Genomic DNA, 24,365 nt, shown 5'->3' with positions numbered 1-24,365 from the left:
AACGTACAAAAAAATGCTGTTGGCCGATGCATAAAATCAATATTCTTCGGTTGGCAGATCAGATACTTCATCTATGTTCATCCCGAACTTCTCTATGCGGCTTAGCAGGCCAGTACCTTCTTTTTGCTCTTCAAGGTTAAGGTAGCAAACAGTGATCGCTATACCAGGTAATACATAAATCAACATCAATATGCTGCGCATGATACTGAAAAAAACGATAAGCGGTATTTGGATGCTTTTAAGTGATAAAAAACGTGTGCCCATTGCAATCACGCTAATTGGGTAGCCAGCCATTAAATTAGCAACATATACTATTATCCACATAATAAACAGGACGCCGAAAACCTGCCACCAATTTTCCTTTATTAACCTAAAGCTTTTATTAAAAGCGTAACCAAATGATGCATTTTCGATAACTATGATGGGAACAATAAGTACCAATATTGGAGACAGGTAGATACCGGGTATGAGGCAAAGCACCAGGCCAACAACAATCATGATAAAAACCATTACACTGCTCCCAAAGGCTCTGAAAAAGTAATATTTAAAGTAACCCCACACCTCGGCAAAAGTCGGCTTTACATTATTTTTTTGCAGGTAAACCGAGATATAGCACAAGGTAACCAGGTAAATACAGCTCTGCTCTAAAATAGCTACTAATGCGCTGATCATAACGCTAAAAAGATAGTTAAAGCGGCCTCCCTGTAAATTTTCGTAGCGCCCGCTATAAATATCCGACATTTTAAGGTAGGTGGACATAGTTGTTACGCAGCTCAGTACAATAAAAAAACCGCAAATAATAAGCAGCGATGCGAAAAGCGGCTTTAGATTCTCTCTTAAAAATACAAAGCTATCGTTTATTACCTGGCCAAAATCTCTTACACGTCTTAGTTCAATAGGCTGTCTCATTAATAATTGGGTTATTGCGATTTAATTTTCGGTTGAGGTTGGCAGGGTACAATATAACGTACCATATAATAAATACGAGCGACGATATTAATATCGCCAGGCTTTGCCAAACGGCCATTTCAGTATGCCGGGTAACAAAACCTTCAAAAAAAGCAGCGGTTAAAAATATTGGTATAATGCCAATGGCAATTTTCAGTCCGTCTTTGGCCCCGTTTCTTAGCGACACCATCCGGGTATGTGTTTTCGGAAAGAGAATACTGTTACCCAGTATCAGGCCTGCCCCGCCCGCTATAATTATCGCCGAAATCTCCAGCGTGCCGTGCAGCCAGATTACCATTATAGATTTAAAGCCAAGCCCTTTACTGAAAAAATAATATTGGAATGAGCCCATCATTACGCCATTAGCCATCAACTGGTAGATGCTTCCTACTGAAAGGAAAATTCCCATAACAAATATTATCAGCTCAACTTTAATATTGTTTAGCGCGATCATAACAAACATTAAAAAAGGGCCCTCCTGCTTATAAACGCCAAAAGGATCGCCTTTAGCTATATTTTCGTTGGTCATGTTCACATACCCGTCTCCCATTATCAGCCGCACAAAAGTGTTATCATATTTAGCGGATAAAGCGCCCATTAAACTAAATACAATAAAGAAAAGGAATGAATAAAGCAGCGGTCTTCGATGTTTATAAAATATCAAGGGCAGCTCGTATCGCCAGAAGTGGATAAACCGGTTAGATTTTTCCTTTTTGTTTTTATAGATTGACTGGTGAAAAGTTGCAGCAAGTCCATTCAGATATTTTGTGGTGTTTGATTGAGGATAAAATGTTTTAGCGTAGGCCAGGTCGTCGGTAATGGTTATAAATGATTCGGCAAGCTCATCCGGGGTTTTCGACTTTGAATCCTCATAGTCTTTCCACCGTTGCGTATTTTGTTTTATAAACAGGGCTTCTCGCATCAACTAAATTTTTGTTTAATGTAAATACAAATTTTTAAACTGCATTAATTTATCCATAACAAATTTATATTTGTTAGCAGATGGAAATAATTACCGTACATACCGCCCAGAATATCGACATCGATTATGAGATCGGCGGCCTTGGGGAGCGCATACTGGCTAAATTGATCGATTATGCCATATTCCTTCCCTTTTTGTTTATAACCATATTTTTAGCTCCCGTGCTGTCAAGTGAAGCTTTGGGCATTTACGGTATCGCGGTATACACTCTTTTTGTATTTTACGATCTGATATGCGAAGTTTTTTTCAACGGTCAAAGCCTGGGGAAGCGCATTATGAAGATTCGTGTTATCAGTCTCGACGGCGCCCGGCCAAGCTTCGGTCAATATCTGCTTCGCTGGTTGTTCAGGCTAATTGATTTTGCTGCTACTGGCGGACTTGGAGCGCTCGTCAGCGCAGCCATTACCGAAAACGGCCAACGCATCGGTGACCTGGTTGCCGGCACGGCGCTTATCCGGTCTGTTCCCCGCACGCAGAATAAAGATATGGTTTATGTTAAGGTAGATGATGGCTACGTGCCTGTTTTTAACCAGGTAAGCCAGTTGAGTGATAAAGATATTGCCCTGGTGCACGAGGTTATTACCACTTACTACAAAGCGGGGAACAGTGCCATCGTATATACGCTTGCCGAAAAGGTAAAAACAGTTTTAGGCATTGCCCCTCCCCCGCAAATGAACAGCCTTGTTTTTTTGCAGACGCTGATAAAGGATTACAGCTACTATGCAGCTCAGGCCGATAGCCTGTAATGGGTGTAAAACAGCCGCATTTTATAACAGTAGCTGCCGATTATCAGCAGGCCGACTACCATAAACAATGTTTTCTTAAGGATATTTCCTGAATTGTCCAGTTTGAAATAGCCGTCAGCAGCAATGTACATCGCGAGCAGGATTAGTGGGATGGCGGCCGGATATAAAGTTAGACTTTTATAAAAATCGCCTTGGATAAGCGCAATAACCGACCGCTGAAAGCCGCAGCCGGGGCAATCAATCCCTGTTAGATATTTAAACGGGCAGGGTATTAAATGGTTTTGCAGCCAGCTAATAAGAGTAAGCCGGCTGCAAAAAAGTAGGGTAGCATTTATGCTCAATAACATTTAAGACTGCGGCGGAGGGTTATTATTGCTGAATGGGTCCTGGTAGTTACTTGGCGGAAATGGATTAACCGGGTTATTCATGTTACGCGCTTCGGCAGCGGATGGCCCCAGATAGGGATAATTACCAAAGCCTAATATCGGCCAAAATATAAAGCCTAATAGCAACAGGCCAATGGTAAAGCCTTCGCTCTGCCCAAAACTTTTGCTTACCAGGTTAAGTGTCCAGATTACAAAAATGATGTTAACGCATGGTATAAAAAATAAGATTACCCACCAAAGCGGTTTGCCTACAATCTCCAGCATGACAATAATGTTGTAAATTGGAATTATGCATGCCCAACCTGGCTTACCGGCTTTTGAATAAACTTTCCATTGGCCGATTATAGTTATTACACTAACTATAATAATGGGGATAAGCATAGCTAAAATAATAGCCATGAATGCACCAAAGGAATCGACCGAACTCGAATCGGAATTGTAATCTTGCATTGTTTTAGGTTTTAAGTGAGTGTTATTTTTATGCAAAATATAAAAAAACCATAAAAAATAACCGTTTCTGATTTTTTTATTTGAAGCCTATACAAGCTTAATGTATTAAATTTGACACGTGCAAAAAGAGCAGATCTCCGTTTTTGATATTTTTAAAATAGGTATAGGCCCCTCCAGTTCGCATACGCTTGGTCCCTGGCGCGCTGCGCAGCAATTTGTACAGTCGCTTGGGCAAAAAGAAGCGCTGGAACAGACTGAACAGGTAAAGGTTTTATTGTACGGCTCCCTGGCCAAAACCGGCCACGGCCACGGTACAGACATCGCCATATTGCTTGGCCTTAGCGGCGACGATCCGGTAACTTTTGAAGTAGACCAGGTTGATCCTAAAACGGACATTATCAGAACCTCACACAAACTAAATCTTGGTAATAAAAAGGAGATCAGTTTTTATTTCGACGAAGACCTGCTGTTTTTATATAATGAAAGTTTGCCATTTCACCCTAATGCTGTAACATTCCAGGCGTTTTTAAGCACTGGTACTGCTGTTTCAGAAACGTATTATTCTATCGGCGGCGGCTTTGTAGTAAAAGAGGGCGCTGACGGTCCGCAAAAAACCGAAGTTGACCTGCCTTTCCCTATTGATACAGCGAATAACCTGTTACACTGGTGCATCAAAACCGGCCTCAAAATATCCGAGGTAGTGATGGAAAACGAATTGGCCTGGCGCAGCGAACAGGAAACCATTTCGGGCGTGTTAAATATTTTCAAAACGCTCAGGGAATGTATCTACCGTGGCTGCCACACTCAGGGCACGTTGCCTGGTGGATTAAATGTTGCCCGCCGGGCCGCCGCACTGAATAAGCGGCTGATAGGCAGCAATACTTATAGCAACTACGACGAGTGGATCACTGCCATCCGCAATACAGGTAATAGCTTTCAAAATATCCTGGACTGGGTAAGTTGCTTTGCGCTTGCCGTGAACGAGGAAAATGCTTCATTTGGTCGCGTAGTTACCGCACCAACCAACGGGGCGGCGGGCGTAGTGCCTGCTGTATTGCAGTATTATATTGTATTCTGCGATGGCTACCGCAATGAAAGTATTATCCGCTTCCTGCTAACCGCTTCCGAAATTGGCAGCATATTTAAAAAAGGCGCCACACTTTCGGCGGCAATGGGCGGTTGCCAGGCGGAAATTGGTGTATCATCGGCCATGGCCGCGGCAGGCCTAACCGAGTGCATGGGCGGAACACAACGCCAGGTTCTAATGGCCGCCGAAATTGCTATGGAGCATCACCTCGGTCTCACCTGCGACCCAATCGGCGGCCTGGTACAAGTACCCTGCATTGAGCGCAATACCATGGGCGCTATCAAGGCCATCACCGCATCGCAGCTGGCCCTGCAAACCAACCCCGACAATGCCAAGGTGAGCCTGGATGCTGTAGTAAAAACCATGTGGCAAACTGCACTGGATATGAATTCCAAATACAAAGAAACATCAGACGGCGGGTTAGCTATAAATATCCCGATAAGCTTGCCGGAGTGCTAAAAGTGTTCCCGCAGTCTTTTTAAAAGCGGCGTGTCTGTTTGAAGTTAGCTACCTGCGAGTCAAAGCGAAATCTTACCTGTTTACAAGGGGTAATATCTGCAATCTTAATGTTTGCTTTCTCCATTCTAAAATCATAGATTCGTTAGTACTATGACCAACCACCGCAGAACCTTCATTAAACAGGCAGCCGCCCTTGCCGGCGCTTTTTCTGTAAACAGCCTCTTTAACCAGGCCCACGCTGCTGACTGGGCTGCAGCATCAAAGAATGTTGACCATCTAACTGCTGCACAAGTTGCGGAGGATGAAGAATACTGGAGTGTTATTCAGCGATCATATTCCGTGAACCCCAATATTATTAATCTGAATAACGGCGGTGTCTCGCCGGCCCCTATTGTGGTACAGCAGGCCGTTGAGCGGTTTAATCAGTTAGCCAATGAAGGCCCTTCCTATTTTATGTGGCGCATACTCGATCAGGGCCGCGAACCATTGCGTGAGAAACTGGCTAACCTGGCGGGCGCCGATCCGGAAGAAATCGCCGTAAACAGGAACGCAACCGAAGCGCTCAACACTATTATATTAGGCCTTGATTTAAAAGCCGGAGATGAGGTGGTTGGCACTAAGCAGGACTATCCGCACATGATACAAGCTTACAAGCAACGGGCTATGCGCGAAGGTATTGTATACAAACAGATCAGCTTCGACTTTCCGATTGAGGATGATGCACAGATTGTAAAGGCATACGAGGAGGCTATCACCCCAAAGACCAAGCTGCTGCATGTTACCCACATGATCAACTGGGTAGGCCAAATAATGCCGGTTAAAAAAATAAGCGACATGGCTCACGCCAAAGGTATCGAGGTAATTTGCGATGGTGCGCATTCCTTCGGGCTGATGGATTTTAAAATACCGGATTTAGGCTGCGATTATTTTGGTACCAGTCTGCACAAGTTCCTCTCCGCCCCTATTGGCAGCGGTATGATGTGGATGAAAAAAGAAAAGATAGGAAAAGTGTGGCCACTGCCCAGCAGCGGCGAGCCGCACAGCAAGGATATCCGCAAGTTTGAAGAGTTGGGTACGCGCAGCTTTCCTATCGAGCAGGGTATCGGCGAGGCTATTAATTTTCACGAAGGTATCGGCCCTAAACGAAAAGAAGAGCGCATCAGGTTCCTGAAAAATTACTGGGCATCAAAAGTTCAGCAAATACCAAAGGTAAAACTGCATACATCATTAAATCCAAAATATTCCTGCGCTATCTGCGGAGTAAGTATCGACGGTATGACGCCAGGTCAGTTAGATTCCGCGTTGTTCGAAAAATACAAAATACATACAGTTGGTATAAACTGGGAAAACATCAGTTGCGTGCGTGTTACCCCTCATGTTTATACATCGCTGCACGATTTGGATAAGCTGGTAAAAGCCATTGGTGAGATAGCCTCGAAAAGCAAGACCTAATGAAGCCCCCCCGCCAAATGTAAAACAAGCGGTACCATTTTATATGGTGTCGGATATGGAAGCCTCGATGAGCTTTTATGTAGATGGATTAGGTTTTGAAGTAAAAAATACCTGGACGCCACGCGGTAAAATCGAATGGTGCTGGCTGGAGCGCGATGATGTTGCGATTATGCTGCAGGAGGCCCGGCTGGGTGAAGGCGATACTTTTCTTTCGGGTAATAAACCGGGTGCCGGTATCTCCATATGTTTTATGTGTGATGATTCAATCGCACTTTACCACCAGTTTAAAGACAGAGGAGTTAATGTAGAGGAACCCTTTGTTGGTAATGGATTATGGGATACAAAAGTAAACGCCCCTGATGGTTATGTGCTGCATTTTGAAAGTGTAACCGATGTGCCGGAAGAAACTAAATATTCCGACTGGCAAAAGAGCCGGTAAGTCTACTTTTATTGAAGTCTTTTTCTTACTTCCGGTACCAGCGCATCAACCCAAAGTTTATACATAGCACCAGACGGATGCAGCCCATCATCGGCCACTAATGTCAGGTCGGTAGCGGCTTTCTTTGAAATAGGGTTGATGTCAATATAATTTGGCACATGCGCTTTGGCGGCCTCTTGTTTGTTAATGGCGTTAAATTCGTCGATATCCGGTCCGATAACGCTATCCCTTCCACCTGCAAATGGCGTTACGCCCCAATCTGGTATCGACAACACAAACACTTTGCTGGTATCGCCCTTAGCAAAATCTATAGCTGTATGTAATAGCTGAGCAAATTTTGTCCTGTAATTTTCTTTGCTTCGATGCTGATACTGATCGTTAACACCAATCAGAAGTGTTACAAAATCATACTTCTTATTTTTAAAATCGCTCCGACTGATGGCGCTAATCAAATCGTCGGTAGTCCAGCCTGTGACGGCAATAATATCGGGATTTTCTACGTCCAACTTAAAGCTATTCAATAGTGTAGTAAGCTGGTACGGAAATGATTGTGACTGTGGCACCCTTTCGCCAATAGTATATGAATCACCAAGAGCAAGATAGGTAACAGGATCTGTCATGGGTTTTGTGGTGGTTATGGTATCGGCACTTTTCGGTGTAATCGGTGAATAATCCTTTTTAGTACAGGCTGATAAAGTGGTTAATGTAATCAGTATAAGTTGTATCGCTTTCATTCGATCATCTCCATATCAAACAATACGGAAATATGACGCTTTAAGATTTTTTTTACTTCATTTATGTCGACTTCACGGCCCAGTTCGCGTTGCATACTGGTAACATCCTTATCATCTATGCCGCATGGTACGATGTTCTTAAAATAATCCAGGTTGGTGTTCACATTAAAAGCCAGCCCGTGCATAGTCACCCAGCGACTGCAGCGCACGCCAAGTGCACAAATTTTGCGGGCTCTCTCATTATCCGCATCAAACCATACACCAGTATAACCCGGATACCGCCCTGCGGTAAGCCCGTAATCGGCAAGTGTCAGGATTACCGCCTCTTCTAGTGTACGAAGGTAAAGGTGGATATCTGTGAAAAAATTGTCCAGGTCAAGAATTGGATATGATACGATCTGGCCAGGCCCGTGATAAGTTATATCGCCGCCGCGGTTAATGGGATAGTAAACTGCCTGTTTATCTTTTAAACCCTGTTCATCCAAAAGCAAATGTTCCGGCTTACCGCTCTTGCCAAGAGTATAAACGTGTGGGTGCTCGCAAAATACCAGGAAGTTCGGCGTCTCTATCGAAACACAACTGTCATAAGCATGCCCGGTGTTAGCAGCAGCTTCAACTTGCATATTACGGAGTTCGATCTTTTGCTTCACCGTTTCCGAAAATATTGCTTCCTGCCTGTCCCAAGCTTCTTTGTAATCAATCAAACCCCAATCCTGGAAATAAACCTGTTTATTTTTCATCATATCAGCCTTTCACGTAACCAATCATATAGCCATCGTACTGAAGATACCCCGCCTCATATTTTATGTCGATATCATCCTTCAACAACCTTGCATTAACCCATCCGTGCCCTTCAAACTGGAATGGCTCCAATAGAATATTATCTGCAAACGATACTTCTTTCTGTCCATAACATTTATAAATCGCTTCCTTGGCACACCAGCACACATATAACTGCCTGATCTTATCTTTGTCGTTAATAAAAGCCAGTTCCTCATTACGCATAAATTTATGGGCTATCCGCTCAACTTTCTGCTTAACCTGTTCTATATCAATACCAACCGGCCTCCTGCCAATCATCACCGCAGCATAATCGAATGAATGGCTTAAGGAAATGTGGTAAGGAAGGTCAACCAGGTAAGGCTTACCATGCGAATCCACTTTACAATCTATATAATCTTCTGTCCGCAGCATTTTACGCAGCAGCACACGGGTGCCCAGCCAATGCAGGTTCCGTTTTCCAACCTTAAGGCTTTCATAATGTGCTTTTTCCTGCTCGTCCAGGCGTAATTGGCTTAACAGTTCATCTGCCTCCTCCTCAATTTTCCAGATTGCAAATTCTGTATCATCATCAACCTGTTGACAGTATGCTATAGCCATAATAGTAAAATTGCAAAAAAGCCTGACAAACTTATAGCAAATTACGTTAACTTGTGTTGACTTTTGGTAATTATGCAATATAAGAGTCAAGAGCCAGGAACCAGGAATCAAGACAAAGCTCTAAAATCTGCGATAGTGATAAAATTACACTGACAAATTCTATATGGTTTTATATCTTATCTATTGACTCCAGGCTTTGGGTTCCAATCCAATTATAAATTACTGCTTAACAAAATCATGCTGACTGAAAAACTCACACCCGGCCAGGTGGAACAATATAAACGCGATGGTTATATCATCATCAAAAATTTTTGTCCTGCCGAAGAGACAGAAAAGTTATATAAAGCCGCATTGGACGATGATGTAATGCATAAAAATGCACTCGACCTAAACGACCAGACCGGCAAAAAAACGCGTCTGTCGCTATGGTTTACGCCTGGAAACGATGTTTTTGGTTACCTTACCCGTAGCGAAAAGATGATAAGCATTGTGCAGCAATTGCTTGGCAATGCGGCGCCGGTATGTCATTTCCATTCCAAGCTTATGCAAAAAGAGCCGAAAGTAGGGGGCGCCTGGGAATGGCACCAGGACTACGGCTACTGGTACAAAAATCAGTTTATGTTTCCCGATGAGTTGATCAGCGTAATGGTAGCGCTGACCCAAGCCAATAAACGGAACGGCTGCCTGCAGGTAATAAAGGGCTCACACAAGTTGGGCAGAGTAAACCATGGCTTTGCGGGAGAGCAGGTCGGCGCAGATATGGTAATGGTGAACAACGCTCTAAAGACCATGGAACTGGTTTACGTTGAGTTGGAGCCAGGCGATGCTTTAGTGTTTCACAGCAACTTATTGCACCGTTCTGAAGCTAATTTGTCTGATAAACCACGCTGGTCAATCATCTCCTGTTATAATCTGCAATCAAACCCGGCTTATAACGAAACTTCTACCTCTTACTCAGTTCCGGTAGACGTGGTTCCTGACGAAGCGATAATGAATTGGCAGGCTGACTCTTTATCCAACGCCGACTTTCTAAAAAAAGAAAACGACCCGGCACTAAAGGATACGGGATGGGAGAAATAATGAGCGGATGACTGATTTGAATACACTATTCCACCAAAACAACTTCAACTTTTACAACTACTAAAACCAATACAACTATTATGAATATTGCTATGCTCGGTTCGGGATTTATTGCCCGGTTTTACGCGGATTCGTTAAAAGCGCAGCGCGCCAAGGATAACCTCGTAAGCGTTTACTCCCGGAATATTGAAAAAGCCAGGAAATTCGCCGATGATTATAACCTGTCGTTTTACAGCGACAATATGGAGGAAGTTTGCAGCCGTGAGGATGTGGACGCTGTGATCATCTCGCTGCCGAATAACCTGCACAAAGCCGCTGTTGCCGCTTGTGCCAAAGCAAAAAAGCACGTACTCTGCACCAAGCCCCTCGGTCGCAATGCAGCAGAAGCGAAACGCATGCTCGACCTGGTTGAGGGCGCAGGCATAATGGGCGGTTACCTGGAAGACTTATGTTATACGCCAAAATATTTAAAATCTCTTAAATCAGTAAAGGATGGCAGCATTGGCAAGGTGCTGTTGGCTAAATCGCGTGAGGCACACCCCGGCCCGCATAGCGACTGGTTTTGGGATCACGAGCAATCCGGCGGCGGCGCCATTGTAGATTTAGGCTGCCATTGTATCGAGATTGCCAGGGGATTTATCGGTAAGGATGTCCGTCCGGTTGAGGTAATGTGCTGGGCAGCTACGCAGGTGCATCCCATTAAGGCCGAGGACAACGCCATCGGTTTGGTAAAATACGCTAATGGCGCTCTTGGCCAGTTCGAGGTTAGCTGGTGTTTTAGGGGTGGCATGGACTTGCGCGATGAGGTGATGGGAACCGAAGGCACTATCTGGCTCAATAACTTTTTACGTACCGGTTTCGAAATGTTCAGCACCGGCAAAGGCGGCTACATTGCCGAGAAAGCCGAAAGCAGCAGTGGCTGGTTGTTCCCTGTCGGCGATGAGGTGCATGAGCTGGGTTACACCAACATGTTTACCGATATGTTCAACTGTATCGAGAATAAATCTGAGCCAATGGAAACCTTTTATGACGGCTACATTGTGAACGCAATTATTGATGCGGCTTATCAATCGTCTAAAAGCGGCAAATGGGAGCCTGTTCAGATTGATGACTGGCGCGGCAGCAATGATGCAGACAGCGGCCCGGCAACCACATCATACGATGATACTTATTACCTGATAAAGAAGGAAATTTTGCATTCAGGCGAGTATAAACTGATATTAAAACATAAAGTGACCGGTGAGGTGGTAGTAAGGGATATCAAGGAATAATGTGTTGGCATTAACTATTTGAGACTCTTAAGGTTTTGAAACCGCAGGAGCCTCTTTCAGTTTCTCAAAAATAAAATTGGCTGTCGTGCAACGTTTGCACCTGGCGACACATCTTATTGATGAATACTTAACCAGTACATTATGAAAAGAATAGTTTATACAATTGTTGCGGCAATGTTGGTAGCGGCAACTTCTATTAAAGCCTCTGCGCAATCGGATGAGTCACGCTCTGTTTCGGGATTTAATGGCATTGGCTCGGGTGGCCCATTTGACGTGCATGTAAAGATCGATGGTACTGAAAGCCTTAAAATAAAGGCAAGCCAGGAAGCTATCAAAGAAATTGACACGTATGTAAAAGATGGTAAGCTGCAAATAAAATTCAAACATCACGACCGTTGGAATGACCACGATTTCGGCCGTATCGATATTTACATTACTGCAAAATCATTATCATCATTAGCCAATGCCGGCTCGGGTTCCATTAAAGTTGATGGTTCAATAACCGGCGATGCTACGGTGGCGCTAAGTGGTTCAGGAAACATATCAACCTCTGTAAAGGCCAGTAGGTTTCATGTAGCCATCAGTGGCTCCGGCTCAGTTGATCTTAGCGGCACTGCCAATGAAACTAAAGTTTCGATTGCTGGTTCAGGCGATATGAATGGTAAACGGTTTAAAACCGCCACTGCCAATGTTTCTATCGCCGGCTCGGGCAATGCGCACTTTGGTGCAGATAAAACCGTTTCAGCAACTATCGTAGGCTCAGGCAACGTTTACTATTCAGGCAGTGCAACTGTCGAAAACACCCGCACTGTTGGTTCAGGCCGGGTAACCAGGGAATAACCAATCAAAAGCCCTATCAAAAGCACTTTAATAACTTATACCATAAATTTTCAAGACCGCTGTAATGGCGGTCTTTTCGCGTTAATTATACCGGTGATATGGGCAATTGTATCTGCAGGAAATACCCCGGCCTTCAAACAGCTTTCACAAACCTTGCGAGGGCGCAGACTACCCTTTTTAATGGACGATAAGATCAGCCCTACTGCAGCAACAGTTTCAAATTCACGCCAAAATTGGTAAATGCCGTATTAAACGTCTGCGAGGTATAAGGCCGCGTGATATTTGAATCGTAAAAGATATTCAGGTTAAAGCGCTGGTTAATGACGTAATCGATAGAGGGCCGCACAGTTATGTTCTGTGCGCCGGATGATACTTCGGCAGCCTGCACATCGGCGCGGTATATCAGCGTTTTGTTGTCCTGTAGCGAGAAATCTATCTTAAAGTTTACGTCGTTATCCTGTTTGCCGCTCATCAAACCAAAAGGGAATCTGAAATTCTTGGCGTGATAACCCCAGCCAAATACAAATATATTTTCGTTCTGCTGCGCAAGTTGGCTATTAAGCAGGCTTAAACTTAAGGCCCTGCTCTTACGGTACTCTATATTCGCAGTCATGTTGTTTTTAAACCTCGCGGACATACCGATCAGCGGCACGAACTGTTCAAAAATGGTTACCTGCGAGAACTGGTAATAAGGCAGAAAATCGCCGTTTGCGTCCCGTGAGCTGACAGCGCCATTGGCCGCCTGGTATTGCAAGAGTGTACTGAAACCGGCAACGCTGTAGCTTGAGCGATAACCGTGTGATACATCAAACGAATCGAACAAATCCATAAAGAATGGCACATGACTTAAGCCATTATAAGTTATCTGCCAGTTGGGAATTGGTATCCTGGGGAATTGACCCAAACTTACCTTGCTGGCATCCTTGCCACTATATGCAGCCATAAAAGCCGGTACCAGCACGTTCTGCGAATTGGCGCTGTAGCCATCCGTAAAGCCGTTGGTGGCAGGCGCCGTCGAATTAGGGTTTTGGGCGCCCAGGCGCTGCGATATAACCGCACGGTTATCCAGAAACTTCTGATAGGTTGGCGAGCTGTTATCAATGCCTTTAGGTTTGGCAAATGCGGTCCCTATGGTTAAAATAGATATGGTATAATCGCCGGAAGTTACCGGGTTCAAACTTTGAATATTATTTGTACCATCCAGCGATTTAAAGTTAGTCTGATAAGTATGATCCTGCGTTTTTGATGCCTGTAGCTCAATGCGGAGGTATTTTACCGGCTCAAAAGTACCTTTCAAATTCAGGTTCTCGTTCAGTGTTTTTACATACAGTTGGTTTTGCAGCGTGTCTGTACTGATCCAGCCGTTAGCAATGGCCTTCTGGCGCAAGTCAGCCTGGCTGCCCAGCAGGAAACCTATGCCAGGCGCACCATAGTTTAAATCCTCACCCAGAAAATTGGATTGCGGCAAATACCCCGGAATGAACGTGCCCTCTGTACGCGTATAGGAACCGCTCAAGCTCCTGGTACTGGTTAACAAGCCAACCAGGAATTTTGTCAGCCCGTTTGAGTTATCCGGGCCACTCAATCTCTTTATGAACTTAAACTTATTATAAAACTGATCGAAGTTCAACGTTGGGTTCAATTGTATGGTACGCGCGTTTTGTATACTGTTACCAACATCATATTGCGGGCTGTTCAGCGTAAAAAGGGGCGCGGTTTGCCATCTGAAATTAGTGCTATAGTTGGCTGTAAGCGATGTCCAGTCCATCCCCGGAATCTTGGCTACCGGCACCGTATATCTGAAGTTAATGGTATGATTATAATTTGTTGTACGGCCAAGGCGCTTCAGATTTTCCCACAGGGTATCCACTTTCATGCCGTAGGAGTCGCGGTTTGTTGGTTCATCAATTACAGCAAGATTGGTTGCATCTATATCCATGGCCAGAGATTTTGACAAATTCCAGCCAATGCCATAAACGCGTGTAACGGTAAATGTCTTATTGAACGTTGTAGGTATCGGAATAAAATTATTCGGATCGTTATTGCGCAACGTGTTTTCCGAATAAAAACGATCAAACGTTATACTAAAATTCAAACGGGACGGCAGTAAGCTAAAATTAATATCCCGGAATAATGCCAGCAGGTTATTTTTTATGATCTTGGCGAAGGGGTTATAATATTTCGGCTGGGTAGTATAGTTGTAATCTAACTGAAGCTTGTAAGTTTTCTCGAGGTCATTTTCGGTAGTAAAATCATGATGCTGATATTCCGAATAGGCATAGGTTGCATCAAAATTCGAAATATCGTAAACATGGTTCTTCGCCTTTGGATCTGTTTTGGCCACATGCACGTTGGTAAAACTGATGCTTTTACGCAGCGTGTAATCCTCTGCGGCATTTTTTATAGAGTCGCGCGTATGCTGGTCGGGCGCAGCGGCAATTACAGCCTTTAGCTTTAAATCGGGCGATGCCGGATCATATTCCGGTGTGCTTACCTGCTGCGATACATTCACGTAAGCCGGAATATGTACACCTGCTTTGTCAGGAAAAAATTTACCGAGTTCCACATTAGCAGCTACGTCATACACCTGGTTATCGTACAAGCTCCTGTCTGCCAGCCTTGAGTCAAGCGCGCCAAAACCCACAGAAGTTTTGCTGCCTGATACGGTTACGTCGGCAAAATCGGCAAGCTTTGCATTTACCCTGGCAGTTGCAGCCCATCCGCCGCTCTGATCAAAATTGGTCAAACGCAGCTCATCGAACCAAACAATGGCGCTTTTATCTAATCCGTCATCGTTGGTAGTGTTTGATGCTGATTTAAGCGGATTACGTACACCCAACATTACAGCAGTCAACCGGCTAAGGTCTGGCTGACCAACAATGGTAATTTTATTTACACCATCGCTCATGGTGAACGGCAAAGTAAGCGGCCATGGCTTACCCTGGTATTTTGCATTGTTACGCGCCAGCTTAGCGTTGGTTAACAACGAAAGCTGCAGGTTTAGCTGGTTAGCATCAGGCCAAACCGAATTTGGCGCTGCCGACCCCGGCTGAGTAACTTTCAGCGGTATCTCGTATTCATAATAGTTATCTACATAATCAACGCCAAGACGGATAAATGCGCTGACTTCGTTGTCTCTAAGCTGAGCGCCTTCAGCATGTATGAACATCTGCAGATTTTTGTATTTCCGCAGATCATTATTAAACAAACGGAAGGCTGCACGCGAATAGCCATCCCGCAAATCGGTAACCTTTAATGATAACGATTGCTCATTCAACCGGGTATTCGCCTGTATATTGTTATAATCTATCTGGCGGGTTATTCCCGGGGGCACCACATAAGGTATTGAAGGCCGGTTACCGTTTTGTTCGATATTCACCGTCTCCACATCCAGCTGCGAATTATCCAGCGGAGGGTTCACAATTGACGGATCGGCTATAACATTATTCGGATTATTCTCGGTGTTAAATGCGCGCCATTCGCCGCGTACCAGCTGCATCGAAGCAAAACGCAATACCGCAGTATCCGCAAAGCCAGTCATAAACATACGCATATAGCGAATGGATTTAAAATCCTGTATATTGTTTACTGCCTGGTCATAACTGGTAATGGGGATTCTGAATTGATACCAGGTCACATCTGTCTCTTTTCCGTTAGCTAATTTCACATGAGATGTCACCTTATCGCTTACATATTTCTTTCCAATGGCTAAATCGCCGGGACGGATTGATACGTGGTACTGAAAGTACTCATCGTCCTGGTCCATATTGTTATCATGATTAACATCTTCACCATCTGGCAGCGACGTAGAAGCCGATGTTTGCAAACCAAGCAACGCCTGAGACTGCTCCGCCGTCGGTGAATTCCCATCGGTTCCGTTATAACGGCTATAACGTTTCAAAATACCTGCACCGGCATTATCCAAATCCGGCCCCTGGTAATATTGGTAATCATCAGAAGACGGGTCGGCGCTAAGCGCGGCAGCTGCCTGTGCATTCAGCTGACTTTTTGCAGCTTGCACAAAACCGCCAAACTTCTTTTGCTCATCGGCGTCAGCCATACCATCCAGACCTACATCCTGCAGCGCACGCGAAGCAGGGTTATTGTCGAATGCATTAACCACCGGCTGTAGCTTTGATACCCTCCCCCAATTGGTTTCCTCAACATTACTATAGTTACCATCAACAGGCAAACCATTTTCCAGGCTTTTACGTCCATCTTTCAATATATCTTCAGAAATATTTCCGAGGTTAAAATACAAGTCACCGCCTGAAGAGTTCGGCTTGTAGATAAACGGGTCGAGCATCCAGAATTCGATATACTGAACGTTCAGCGATTCGAAATCATTGGCATTTATCCCGCGCATAATCCCTCCCCATTTCTCTTGTGGATTCTGCATGGTACCATCAGCGTTCATACCGGTAGTGCGGTAGTTGTACGGGCCGCGCACCATGGGATAATAGGCCAGATCCAGCGTCGAGATGTTAAGCGGCTGGCCTGTCGGCGATTGCTTAAACGGATACACCTCGTTAATTAAAATCTGCCTTACGTAATGGTTCGAAAGCTCATTGCGGCTTACATTAACCTTCCCTGAATTAGTGTAAAATATCGGGTCAATGTTGTAAAATGCCAGCCGGGCCCTCCTGTAACCATAACTTATGTCATTAAAGTTCGCAGCCTCCGGAAAAAGCTGTGGCGTACCGGATATCTGCCATGCATTGGCACTTTTTACGTCGATTATCGATTGGCTGTTCTCAAAATCGTCCAGATAAGATGTTCCGCCTTTAGCGCCCGCAAAATTCAGTATCGACGGAGTACCGGGGAGCAATTTGGCAAATTCGCCGTTAAAGCTTATCGATGATGGCGCTTTGGTATGTATGAACGGCAGCTTATCCACCAGGCGCGTTAGAAACCGCGAGTTCGAGTTATAATTTACGTCGAAACCATAAATCGTGTTAGATATGGATTCCTCCCCTATAATCTCGTTTTGAGTAATAGGCTGCTCTGTAAGGTGCATCAGGGTTGCACCTAAAGCCAGGTTATCATTCACCTTGTAGTCGAACCGTGAGCCGAAAAGTGACTTTTGCTGAACACCGAAAAGCTCGTTATTCTCAACTTTTACAGTTATAGGTTGTCCTGAAGATAACAGGGCCGTATTTAATACACGAATACGACCGGCTCCATAGTCAATAGTGTAGTCTGTACCTTCAACCAATTTTAAAGTACCGGCGCTCACTACTACTGAGCCCTGCGGAATGTTGACCGCATTCAACTGGTATTCCGACCCGGCAGTGGCGGTATAGGTGCCTTTTATCAGGTACCTGTTCAGCTGCGGAAAAAATTGCTGCGCAATGGTTTTAGTAGAGTCATACAATTGCTGGTAAACATATCGTTTGGCCAGGTCTGCTTCCGCAGGCGTAAACTGCTTTGCCAAGTCAGAACCGAAGGGTTCCAGTTCCGGGAACATTATCCGCCCGTTTTGAGAGTCGATAGTAATTCCCTCCAGAAAATCAAAATAGCCATCCGGTTTTTTGTTTTGCTGCATGTCCAGGTTATCCAGGCCCGTAAGTTGCAGCCAAAGCCTGCTCTTTGTATTTTGGCCTTCCTCCATGGCTGTTTTTTCTATTCCGGATTTATCGTCTAACCGGGTTACTGTCAGCCTGAAATCCTTTGGGGCAACCTGGAATGAGTTTAGGGAATAGATATTTTTCATCATCAGTTTCCACGTAGGCAAGCTGGTCTTTAGTAGCTGATTTTTCAGCAATTTTACATACAGCACCTTCGGGTTGGTATTATCCACCGGTACATCACTCGAAAACTCACCCACCTGGTACTGCACGCCATTATATGTGTATTGGTAGGCCACAGCCAGCACCTCATCGTTATTCAACGGATAGTTAAGGGATATATAACCCAATTGCGGGTGCAGTGTAAACTCCTTTTCGGTCAGCTTGCGGGCGTAAGTTAGCTTTGCATAGTTGTCTGATGCGCCGGTAGTTTTAAAATAGGTACTGATAGTATTTTGCGGGTCATTAGTCAAACGTGTAGCGGCAGGCAGATTATCAAGAAGGTTATTTGACTGCTGCGGGAAACCTGGCCCTTTAAATCCGGCAGGCAAGCCTGAATAAGATGAGCCGCCATGAACCAGCGTTTTGTTATAAGGGTTGTTTTCGCCCAGATCTATCAGGGCAAGTACATCGCGCGAGTTGGTAGTGTTATTTGTGCGGTTGGTCGTCCAAACCTCAATCCTGGTGATATTTATGTTTGACGATATGATTGGAATATTGGCCAGCGCCTTATTGTATTGGTTACGGAAAAATTGCGACAGAAAGAAGTGCCTGTTCGCCTCATAGTCAGCCGGCGTAAATTTAAACTGTCCTTGCTGCGATCCGTTGGTAATGGTAATGGTTTTAGACTGCGAACGCTGCTGCGACATGATAGCCGTAACATCCAGCTTGCCGAATTTTAATTTTGTTTTCACCCCAAAAAGTGCCTGGCTGCCCGTTATCAATGTGGTGTTCAAGGGCATGCTGACTGTACCGGCTTCTATTTTTTGAATAATTTCATCAGGCCGTCCGGTATAATCCAGCTTTATCTGATTTTCAAACTGGAATTGAGCATCGGTATTATAATTAGTTGTAACCTTCAATTTATCGCCAATATTACCGGTAATATTCAGCTGTATTTTCTGATCGAAATTAAAGTTAAACTGCGTCCGCTGCCTGGTGTTGTACAGCGGGTTTTGATTTTTATTTATCTGCCCCGCAAGTATGGCCTCGGCCGATCCCTGGGGCCTAATGTCAATAGTATTGCCGCCGAATATCTGGTCGAAAGTTTGGCTTCTAACTTTTATTTGCGGGATAAAGCCCGGTTGCTGCGACTGATATGCGTAATTATCAGAAAGCTGCCTGAAATTGGAGCGGATGCTTTCCCTTTCGCGGTAATGCAGGTACTGATCAAACGACATATAAACCGGTGGCCTGTATAATAAATTGCCCACCCGTTCATACATGATATATTGGTTCGTTGCAGGGTCATATTCAAATGTCCGTACAAGGTTATAGGGGTCAAAATTAAATATACCTTCACGATAGCGGCTATTTTTAGACTCCTCTACCTTACCTGAAAGTTTACCTTTGGTAGTATCGGTATTCTGCTGCAGTTGCGTTGCCGGGGATTGCTGCGGGTTGGTTTGGAGCCTGTTAGTCTGTCCGGGCTGCTGGCCGGCTGGCACCGGTTGCTGCCCCGCGGGCGTTTGCTGTTGTTGGCCAAATGGTATTGGCTGACCGGGCGGGTTATTTGGCTTTGGCGGTGTTTGCTGGGCCAACAGACTACCGCCCCCGCAAAAAGCGAGGTTAATCAAAATAAACACAGCAATTTTGAGGGTATAATTTTTAATCAAGGCCCCGCTTTAAATAACACCTAATTTATAAACTTTTTAGCGCAGATTTTATTAGTTGCTCAACGGTTAGGTCGCTGTTATTTCTATTAACCTCATGGTCAATTACTTTTTCCGCTGCATTTCGCGCAAAACCCAGCATCACCAATGCTGCCAAAGCTTCTTCACGAACGGTTTTGTTTAACGGAACTGTGCTTAAGGTATCAGGTCCTTCTTTTTTCAGCTTATCCTGAAGCTCCAATATCACCCGTTGGGCTGATTTTGGGCCGATGCCTTTGATACGCTGTATCAACGCTACATTTCCGGAAATTATTGCATTCTGGATCTCTTCAGGCGTAATAGATGACAACATCATGCGGGCCGTATTCGGCCCTATACCGGATATTGATATCAGATGTAAAAAAAGGCGGCGTTCCCCCTCGTCGATAAAGCCATAAAGGGTGTGTGCATCTTCCTTAACATGCAGCCATGTGAAAAGCTTACAGCGTTCAACATCGCCGAGTTTTGAATAAGTATTGAGCGAAATATTAATATGATAGCCCACTCCCCCCGCATCAATTACCACAAAAGCAGCGCTTTTAAAGGTAAGTTTTCCATCAATATAAGCGTACATAATTTATCATTGGCAATAAAAAACACTTCCGAAAGGTAACAGGAATTTTATGGTTTCGGAAAAAAACTTATCCCCAATTTATCTGAATTGTTAGTTTTTTAGCCCGGCAGCCGTAAAAGTCAGTAAATTCAGAAGGAAGAAACAATCTTATAACTTGTCTTTCAAATCCTTCGAACTCCCTATTTTTTCTCTTCCCCTTTTTCCTGTGCATCAACCACGGCTATTGTTATCATATTCACAATCTCCCGAACGGAACTACCCAATTGTAAAACGTGAACCGGCTTCTTCAAGCCGAGCAGAATGGGGCCTACAGCTTCGGCACCGCCAATTTCCTGCAGCAATTTGTAAGCGATATTTCCAGACTCAAGGTTAGGAAAGATCAATGTATTAGCAGGCTTACCCTTTAATGTCGAGAAAGGAAAATTGTCGGCAAGCAAATCGGCGTTTAAGGCAAAGTTTGCCTGCATATCGCCATCTACTATCATATCCGGGTATTTTTCATGCAATATGCGTACGGCCTCAATGGTCTTTTCAGGAATAGGGCCGCGGTTTGCGCCAAAGTTCGAATAAGAAAGAATTGCAACCCTTGGATCAATATTAAACTTACGTACCGAGCGTTCAATCAGTACGGTAATGTCAACCATATCCTGCACCGATGGGTTAACGTTAACTGTAGTATCTCCAAAGAACACGGGTCCTTTTTTGGTGATCATCATATACATACCAGCAACCCTGCTAACCCCTTCCCCTGTGCCGATGATTTGTAAGGCGGGCTTTATGGTGGTTACATAATCTTTGGTCAGGCCGGAGATCAGGGCATCAGCCTCGCCAAACTGCACCATGCACGCCCCATAATAGTTACGGTCGTGCACCAGTTTTTTCGATTCGTAACGCGTCACACCCTTTCGTTGCCGTTTGGTATACAGGTATTCCGCGTATTCGTCCAGCCGCTCGCAATTTTCTGATGGGTCTATAATATGCACATCGCCCAGCTCAATGTCATTGTCCCGCATTATTTGCCTTATCTTGTTTACGTTACCCAGCAAAATAGGCGTGGCTATCTTCTCTTCTTTTACTATTTGGGCTGCCCTTAGTATTTTATATGTGTCTGCCTCTGCAAAAACTACACGTTTAGGATTTGATTTGGCCTTATTGGTAAGATTGCGCAGCAACTTGTCATTTATACCTATACGCGACCGCAGATCTTCAACGTAGCCCTCCCAATCGACTATAGCTTTTCGCGCTACACCCGACTCCATGGCCGCACGGGCAACCGCAGCTGAAACCTCCGTGATCAGGCGCGGGTCCATCGGTTTAGGGATAATGTACTCCTTACCAAACTTAAGCGTAGTGGTGTTGTAGGCCAGGTTGACTGATTCAGGTATCGGCATCTTGGCAACCTCAGCTATGGCATTTACAGCCGCAATTTTCATTTCCTCGTTGATAGCGGTCGCACGAACATCCAACGCACCACGGAAAATATAAGGGAAGCCCAAAACATTATTTACCTGGTTCGGAAAATCGGAGCGGCCCGTCGCCATCAATATATCTTTACGCGCAGAGGTAGCAATATCATAAGCGATCTCTGGCTGCGGGTTAGCCATAGCAAACACGATAGGGTTCTTTGCCATTGCCTTCAGCATATCCGGCGTAACCACATTCCCGGCCGATAAACCCACAAAAACGTCTGCCCCCCTCATTGCATCAGCCAGCGTGTTAATATCAGTACGATTGGTAGCAAATTCAAGCCTTATCTCATCCAGATCAGTCCTGTTTGGAGTAATAAGGCCGTTAATATCGAACATTACCATGTTCTCCCTTTTTACTCCAAGCGCCAGGTACATTTTTGAACAAGAGACAGCCGCCGCGCCTGCCCCATTAACTACCATCTTTATCTTATCGAGCTTCTTGCCCTGTATTTCGCAGGCATTTTTCAACGCCGCTCCCGAAATAATAGCTGTTCCATGCTGATCATCGTGCATCACCGGAATGTTCATTTCTGCCTTAAGCCTGCGCTCTATTTCGAAGCAGGTAGGGGCTGATATATCTTCCAGGTTGATACCACCGAACGTTGGCTCAAGCGCCTTCACAATATTCACAAACTCGTCAACCGTTTTGGCATTCACTTCCAGGTCGAAAACGTCGATATCGGCATAAATCTTAAACAAAAGGCCCTTTCCCTCCATAACAGGCTTGCTGGCTTCGGGGCCGATATTACCCAATCCTAATACGGCAGTGCCGTTGCTGATTACACCTACAAGGTTTCCTTTGGCTGTATATTTGTATACGTCGTCAACATTGTCGGCAATGCGCAGGCAGGGCTCGGCCACGCCGGGCGAATAAGCCATAGTTAAATCTCGCTGCGAATTGGTGGGCTTGGTAGGTACTACCTGTATTTTCCCTGGACGACCTTTTGAATGATAATTCAGCGCATCCTGGTTACGGGCGGGTTTGTTCATCTTCTCAGTTACTTGGGATGTCAAAAGTACGGATATTTTTGATTTCGGAAGCCGGATTTTCGATTTCGGCTGTTTTTGAGTTAAACGCAAAACGTTATTTTATTTTAAAATAAAAGCGGATCTGACTGAACAAATCCGCTTTTCAAATTCAAAATCTAAACTCCGAATTCAAAATCGCCTAACCCTTATTAATCTTTATCATCATTCCCGGCTGCAGGTTGTCTTTTTTAAGATTGTTCCACTCCTTTATCTTTTCGATATTGGCGTCGAATTTATTTGCAATACTGGTTAAGGTATCGCCGGTTTTCACCTTGTACGTTACGAAAGTGCTACGGGTGGCCTTAACAGCGGCAGGTTTTTCTTCGGGCATATCGGCAGATTCTTTTACCTTTAACGTTTGCCCGACCACAGCCTTGTTGGTGTGCAAGTGATTCCAAACCTTTATATCCTGTACTTCTATGCCATAAATGTCGGCTATTTCGCTTAATGTTTCGCCGCGCTTAACTTTGTGATAGGACGGCAACTCTCTCTCGCGCTTCGGCTCATGATAAGCAGCATAAGTCACGGGCGTTGTTGCCTGAGAAGTTGCCGGCGTGCTATTCAACACGTCGTACAATGCAGCGTATTGGGTTTTATCAACCTGAGGAATTATCATCCGGCGGGGTTTCGCGGCTGTGCCATTAACAATTTGCCTTTTGTATGACGGGTTTAAAATAGTAAGCGCGCCTAAATCAATCTTTAACGACTGAGAAACTGTAGTTAACGGCAGGTATTTGTTAACCAATAGCGTGTCGGTTTTTAGCGCAATATTGCAGGCTTCAGGCACAATATTGTGCTTGTTGTAGTAGTTCATTACATAGGCAACAGCTATAAAGGCAGGCACGTAATTCCGTGTTTCCCTGGGCAGATACTGGCGAATGCTCCAGAAATCGGCAGCACCACCCGCTTTTTCAATAGCCCGGTCAATGTTGCTTTTTCCGCAGTTATAGGAGGCTATTGCCATCAGCCAATCGCCAAACTCCTGGTAGGCATCTTTCAAATAGGCAGCAGCGGCGTAAGTGGCCTGAATGGGGTCGCGGCGCTCATCAACATAATCATCCATGTCCAGGCCATAAAGCTTAGCGGTGGTGAACATAAACTGCCATGGGCCTGTCGCTCCGACCCTCGATATTGCATACGGGTCCAACTTGGATTCAACTATCGAGAGATACTTAATTTCATCAGGTATCCCCGCATCATGAAAAGCTTTTTCATATATAGGGAAATAATATTTTGATAACCCTACTACCTTCGCCATCTCATCGCGGTTGTGCATATATATGTCAATATAGCTCTGCACATACTCATTGTAGTCCAGTGGGACGTCTTTTTTTATCGAATCCAGGCGGCGCTTGTATAGATTGTTGCTTTGATAATTAAGGGTTCCGGGTTTATCTACAACCGGCAAAATGGTAGTATCTGCATTACCCTGTACGTCATTTAAAATCCTGCTGTTTTGAAAAACATTTGCCGAAAAAGCAAAGGCGGCGGGCGCTGCACCAATGATTTGTAATAATACCAGGCAGAAAATAAGCGTTAGCGTTTTCTTCATTCTTTGGGATTTAACTATCAATAGTTCCAATTAGGATCAGTAGCCAGGA

Annotated in this window: 18 protein-coding genes and 1 pseudogene; 7 read left to right on the top strand and 12 right to left on the bottom strand. The window is 44.7% G+C overall.

Going from position 1 to position 24,365, the window contains the following annotated elements; all coding sequences use genetic code 11:
• Positions 1-36: 36 nt before the first annotated feature.
• Together Q3W13_RS02260 and Q3W13_RS02255 are read right to left on the bottom strand one after the other, a co-directional pair.
• Positions 37-909 (bottom strand): hypothetical protein, encoded by an 873-nt coding sequence (locus Q3W13_RS02260; protein ID WP_302861013.1) that lies wholly within the window; start codon positions 907-909, stop codon positions 37-39.
• Positions 893-1,870 (bottom strand): stage II sporulation protein M, encoded by a 978-nt coding sequence (locus Q3W13_RS02255; protein WP_302861012.1) that lies wholly within the window; start codon positions 1,868-1,870, stop codon positions 893-895. The genes Q3W13_RS02260 and Q3W13_RS02255 overlap by 17 nt, the downstream gene beginning before the upstream one ends.
• Positions 1,871-1,950: 80 nt before the next feature.
• On the opposite strand from Q3W13_RS02255, the gene Q3W13_RS02250 reads away from it, so the two are divergent.
• Positions 1,951-2,676 carry an RDD family protein gene (locus Q3W13_RS02250; RefSeq protein WP_302861011.1) on the top strand — a complete coding sequence of 242 codons (726 nt, stop codon included), beginning with the start codon at positions 1,951-1,953 and terminating at the stop codon, positions 2,674-2,676.
• On the opposite strand, the gene Q3W13_RS02245 is transcribed toward Q3W13_RS02250, so the two are convergent.
• The 3 genes and pseudogenes from Q3W13_RS02245 to Q3W13_RS02235 all read right to left on the bottom strand — a co-directional run bounded on the left by Q3W13_RS02245 (position 2,658) and on the right by Q3W13_RS02235 (position 3,512).
• On the bottom strand, positions 2,658-2,807 hold the full coding sequence (locus Q3W13_RS02245) for a hypothetical protein (protein WP_302861028.1): 150 nt from the start codon (positions 2,805-2,807) through the stop codon (positions 2,658-2,660). The two genes, Q3W13_RS02250 and Q3W13_RS02245, sit on opposite strands and share 19 nt — an antisense overlap.
• Before the next feature lie 3 nt (positions 2,808-2,810).
• Positions 2,811-3,023: pseudogene (locus Q3W13_RS02240) on the bottom strand (DUF2752 domain-containing protein); the annotation flags it as partial.
• Positions 3,024-3,512 (bottom strand): DUF5684 domain-containing protein, encoded by a 489-nt coding sequence (locus Q3W13_RS02235; protein ID WP_302861010.1) that lies wholly within the window; start codon positions 3,510-3,512, stop codon positions 3,024-3,026.
• Positions 3,513-3,630: 118 nt separating this feature from the next.
• On the opposite strand from Q3W13_RS02235, the gene Q3W13_RS02230 reads away from it, so the two are divergent.
• The 3 genes from Q3W13_RS02230 (at position 3,631) to Q3W13_RS02220 (ending at position 6,949) form a co-directional block, all read left to right on the top strand.
• Entirely contained in the window at positions 3,631-5,058 is a 1,428-nt protein-coding gene (locus Q3W13_RS02230; RefSeq protein ID WP_302861009.1) for an L-serine ammonia-lyase, read from the top strand.
• A gap of 150 nt (positions 5,059-5,208) precedes the next feature.
• Positions 5,209-6,510, top strand: coding sequence for an aminotransferase class V-fold PLP-dependent enzyme (locus Q3W13_RS02225; protein ID WP_302861008.1), 1,302 nt, complete (start codon positions 5,209-5,211; stop codon positions 6,508-6,510).
• 43 nt (positions 6,511-6,553) lie between these two features.
• Positions 6,554-6,949, top strand: coding sequence for a glyoxalase/bleomycin resistance/extradiol dioxygenase family protein (locus Q3W13_RS02220; protein WP_302861007.1), 396 nt, complete (start codon positions 6,554-6,556; stop codon positions 6,947-6,949).
• Positions 6,950-6,957: 8 nt separating this feature from the next.
• Here Q3W13_RS02220 and Q3W13_RS02215 read toward each other — a convergent pair whose 3' ends face one another.
• The 3 genes from Q3W13_RS02215 to Q3W13_RS02205 are packed head-to-tail and all read right to left on the bottom strand — an operon-like array spanning position 6,958 to position 9,063.
• Positions 6,958-7,683 carry an SGNH/GDSL hydrolase family protein gene (locus Q3W13_RS02215; protein ID WP_302861006.1) on the bottom strand — a complete coding sequence of 242 codons (726 nt, stop codon included), beginning with the start codon at positions 7,681-7,683 and terminating at the stop codon, positions 6,958-6,960.
• Positions 7,680-8,426: a lipoyl(octanoyl) transferase LipB gene (lipB, locus tag Q3W13_RS02210; protein WP_302861005.1), complete on the bottom strand. Its 747-nt coding sequence runs from the start codon at positions 8,424-8,426 to the stop codon at positions 7,680-7,682. Before lipB ends, Q3W13_RS02215 begins: the two co-directional genes overlap by 4 nt.
• 1 nt (position 8,427) lies before the next feature.
• A complete protein-coding gene (locus tag Q3W13_RS02205) occupies positions 8,428-9,063 on the bottom strand; it encodes a 4'-phosphopantetheinyl transferase superfamily protein (RefSeq protein ID WP_302861003.1) in 636 nt (211 codons plus the stop codon).
• Between the two features lie 237 nt (positions 9,064-9,300).
• Between Q3W13_RS02205 and Q3W13_RS02200 the strand changes: the two genes are divergently transcribed.
• From Q3W13_RS02200 to Q3W13_RS02190, 3 genes are all read left to right on the top strand, one after another.
• Positions 9,301-10,143, top strand: a complete 843-nt coding sequence (locus Q3W13_RS02200; RefSeq protein ID WP_302861002.1) for a phytanoyl-CoA dioxygenase family protein — start codon at positions 9,301-9,303, stop codon at positions 10,141-10,143.
• Positions 10,144-10,223: 80 nt separating this feature from the next.
• Complete coding sequence (locus Q3W13_RS02195; RefSeq protein WP_302861001.1) at positions 10,224-11,414, top strand: Gfo/Idh/MocA family protein; 1,191 nt, start codon at positions 10,224-10,226, stop codon at positions 11,412-11,414.
• Between the two features lie 141 nt (positions 11,415-11,555).
• Positions 11,556-12,254 carry a head GIN domain-containing protein gene (locus Q3W13_RS02190; protein WP_302861000.1) on the top strand — a complete coding sequence of 233 codons (699 nt, stop codon included), beginning with the start codon at positions 11,556-11,558 and terminating at the stop codon, positions 12,252-12,254.
• Positions 12,255-12,453: 199 nt separating this feature from the next.
• Here Q3W13_RS02190 and sprA read toward each other — a convergent pair whose 3' ends face one another.
• From sprA to Q3W13_RS02170, 4 genes are all read right to left on the bottom strand, one after another.
• A complete protein-coding gene (sprA, locus tag Q3W13_RS02185; RefSeq protein ID WP_302860999.1) occupies positions 12,454-19,656 on the bottom strand; it encodes a cell surface protein SprA in 7,203 nt (2,400 codons plus the stop codon).
• 25 nt (positions 19,657-19,681) lie between these two features.
• Positions 19,682-20,266, bottom strand: coding sequence for a Holliday junction branch migration protein RuvA (gene ruvA, locus Q3W13_RS02180; RefSeq protein ID WP_302860997.1), 585 nt, complete (start codon positions 20,264-20,266; stop codon positions 19,682-19,684).
• 179 nt (positions 20,267-20,445) lie between these two features.
• Complete coding sequence (locus tag Q3W13_RS02175) at positions 20,446-22,725, bottom strand: NADP-dependent malic enzyme (protein ID WP_302860995.1); 2,280 nt, start codon at positions 22,723-22,725, stop codon at positions 20,446-20,448.
• A 178-nt stretch (positions 22,726-22,903) separates the two neighbouring features.
• A complete protein-coding gene (locus Q3W13_RS02170) occupies positions 22,904-24,316 on the bottom strand; it encodes a lytic transglycosylase domain-containing protein (protein WP_302860992.1) in 1,413 nt (470 codons plus the stop codon).
• Positions 24,317-24,365 lie beyond the last annotated feature (49 nt).

Source organism: Mucilaginibacter sp. L3T2-6 (genome assembly GCF_030519355.1).
Classification (GTDB): Bacteria; Bacteroidota; Bacteroidia; order Sphingobacteriales; family Sphingobacteriaceae; genus Mucilaginibacter.
Note: the sequence above shows the minus strand (reverse complement) of the source record. Positions and strands in the feature narration are given on the sequence as shown.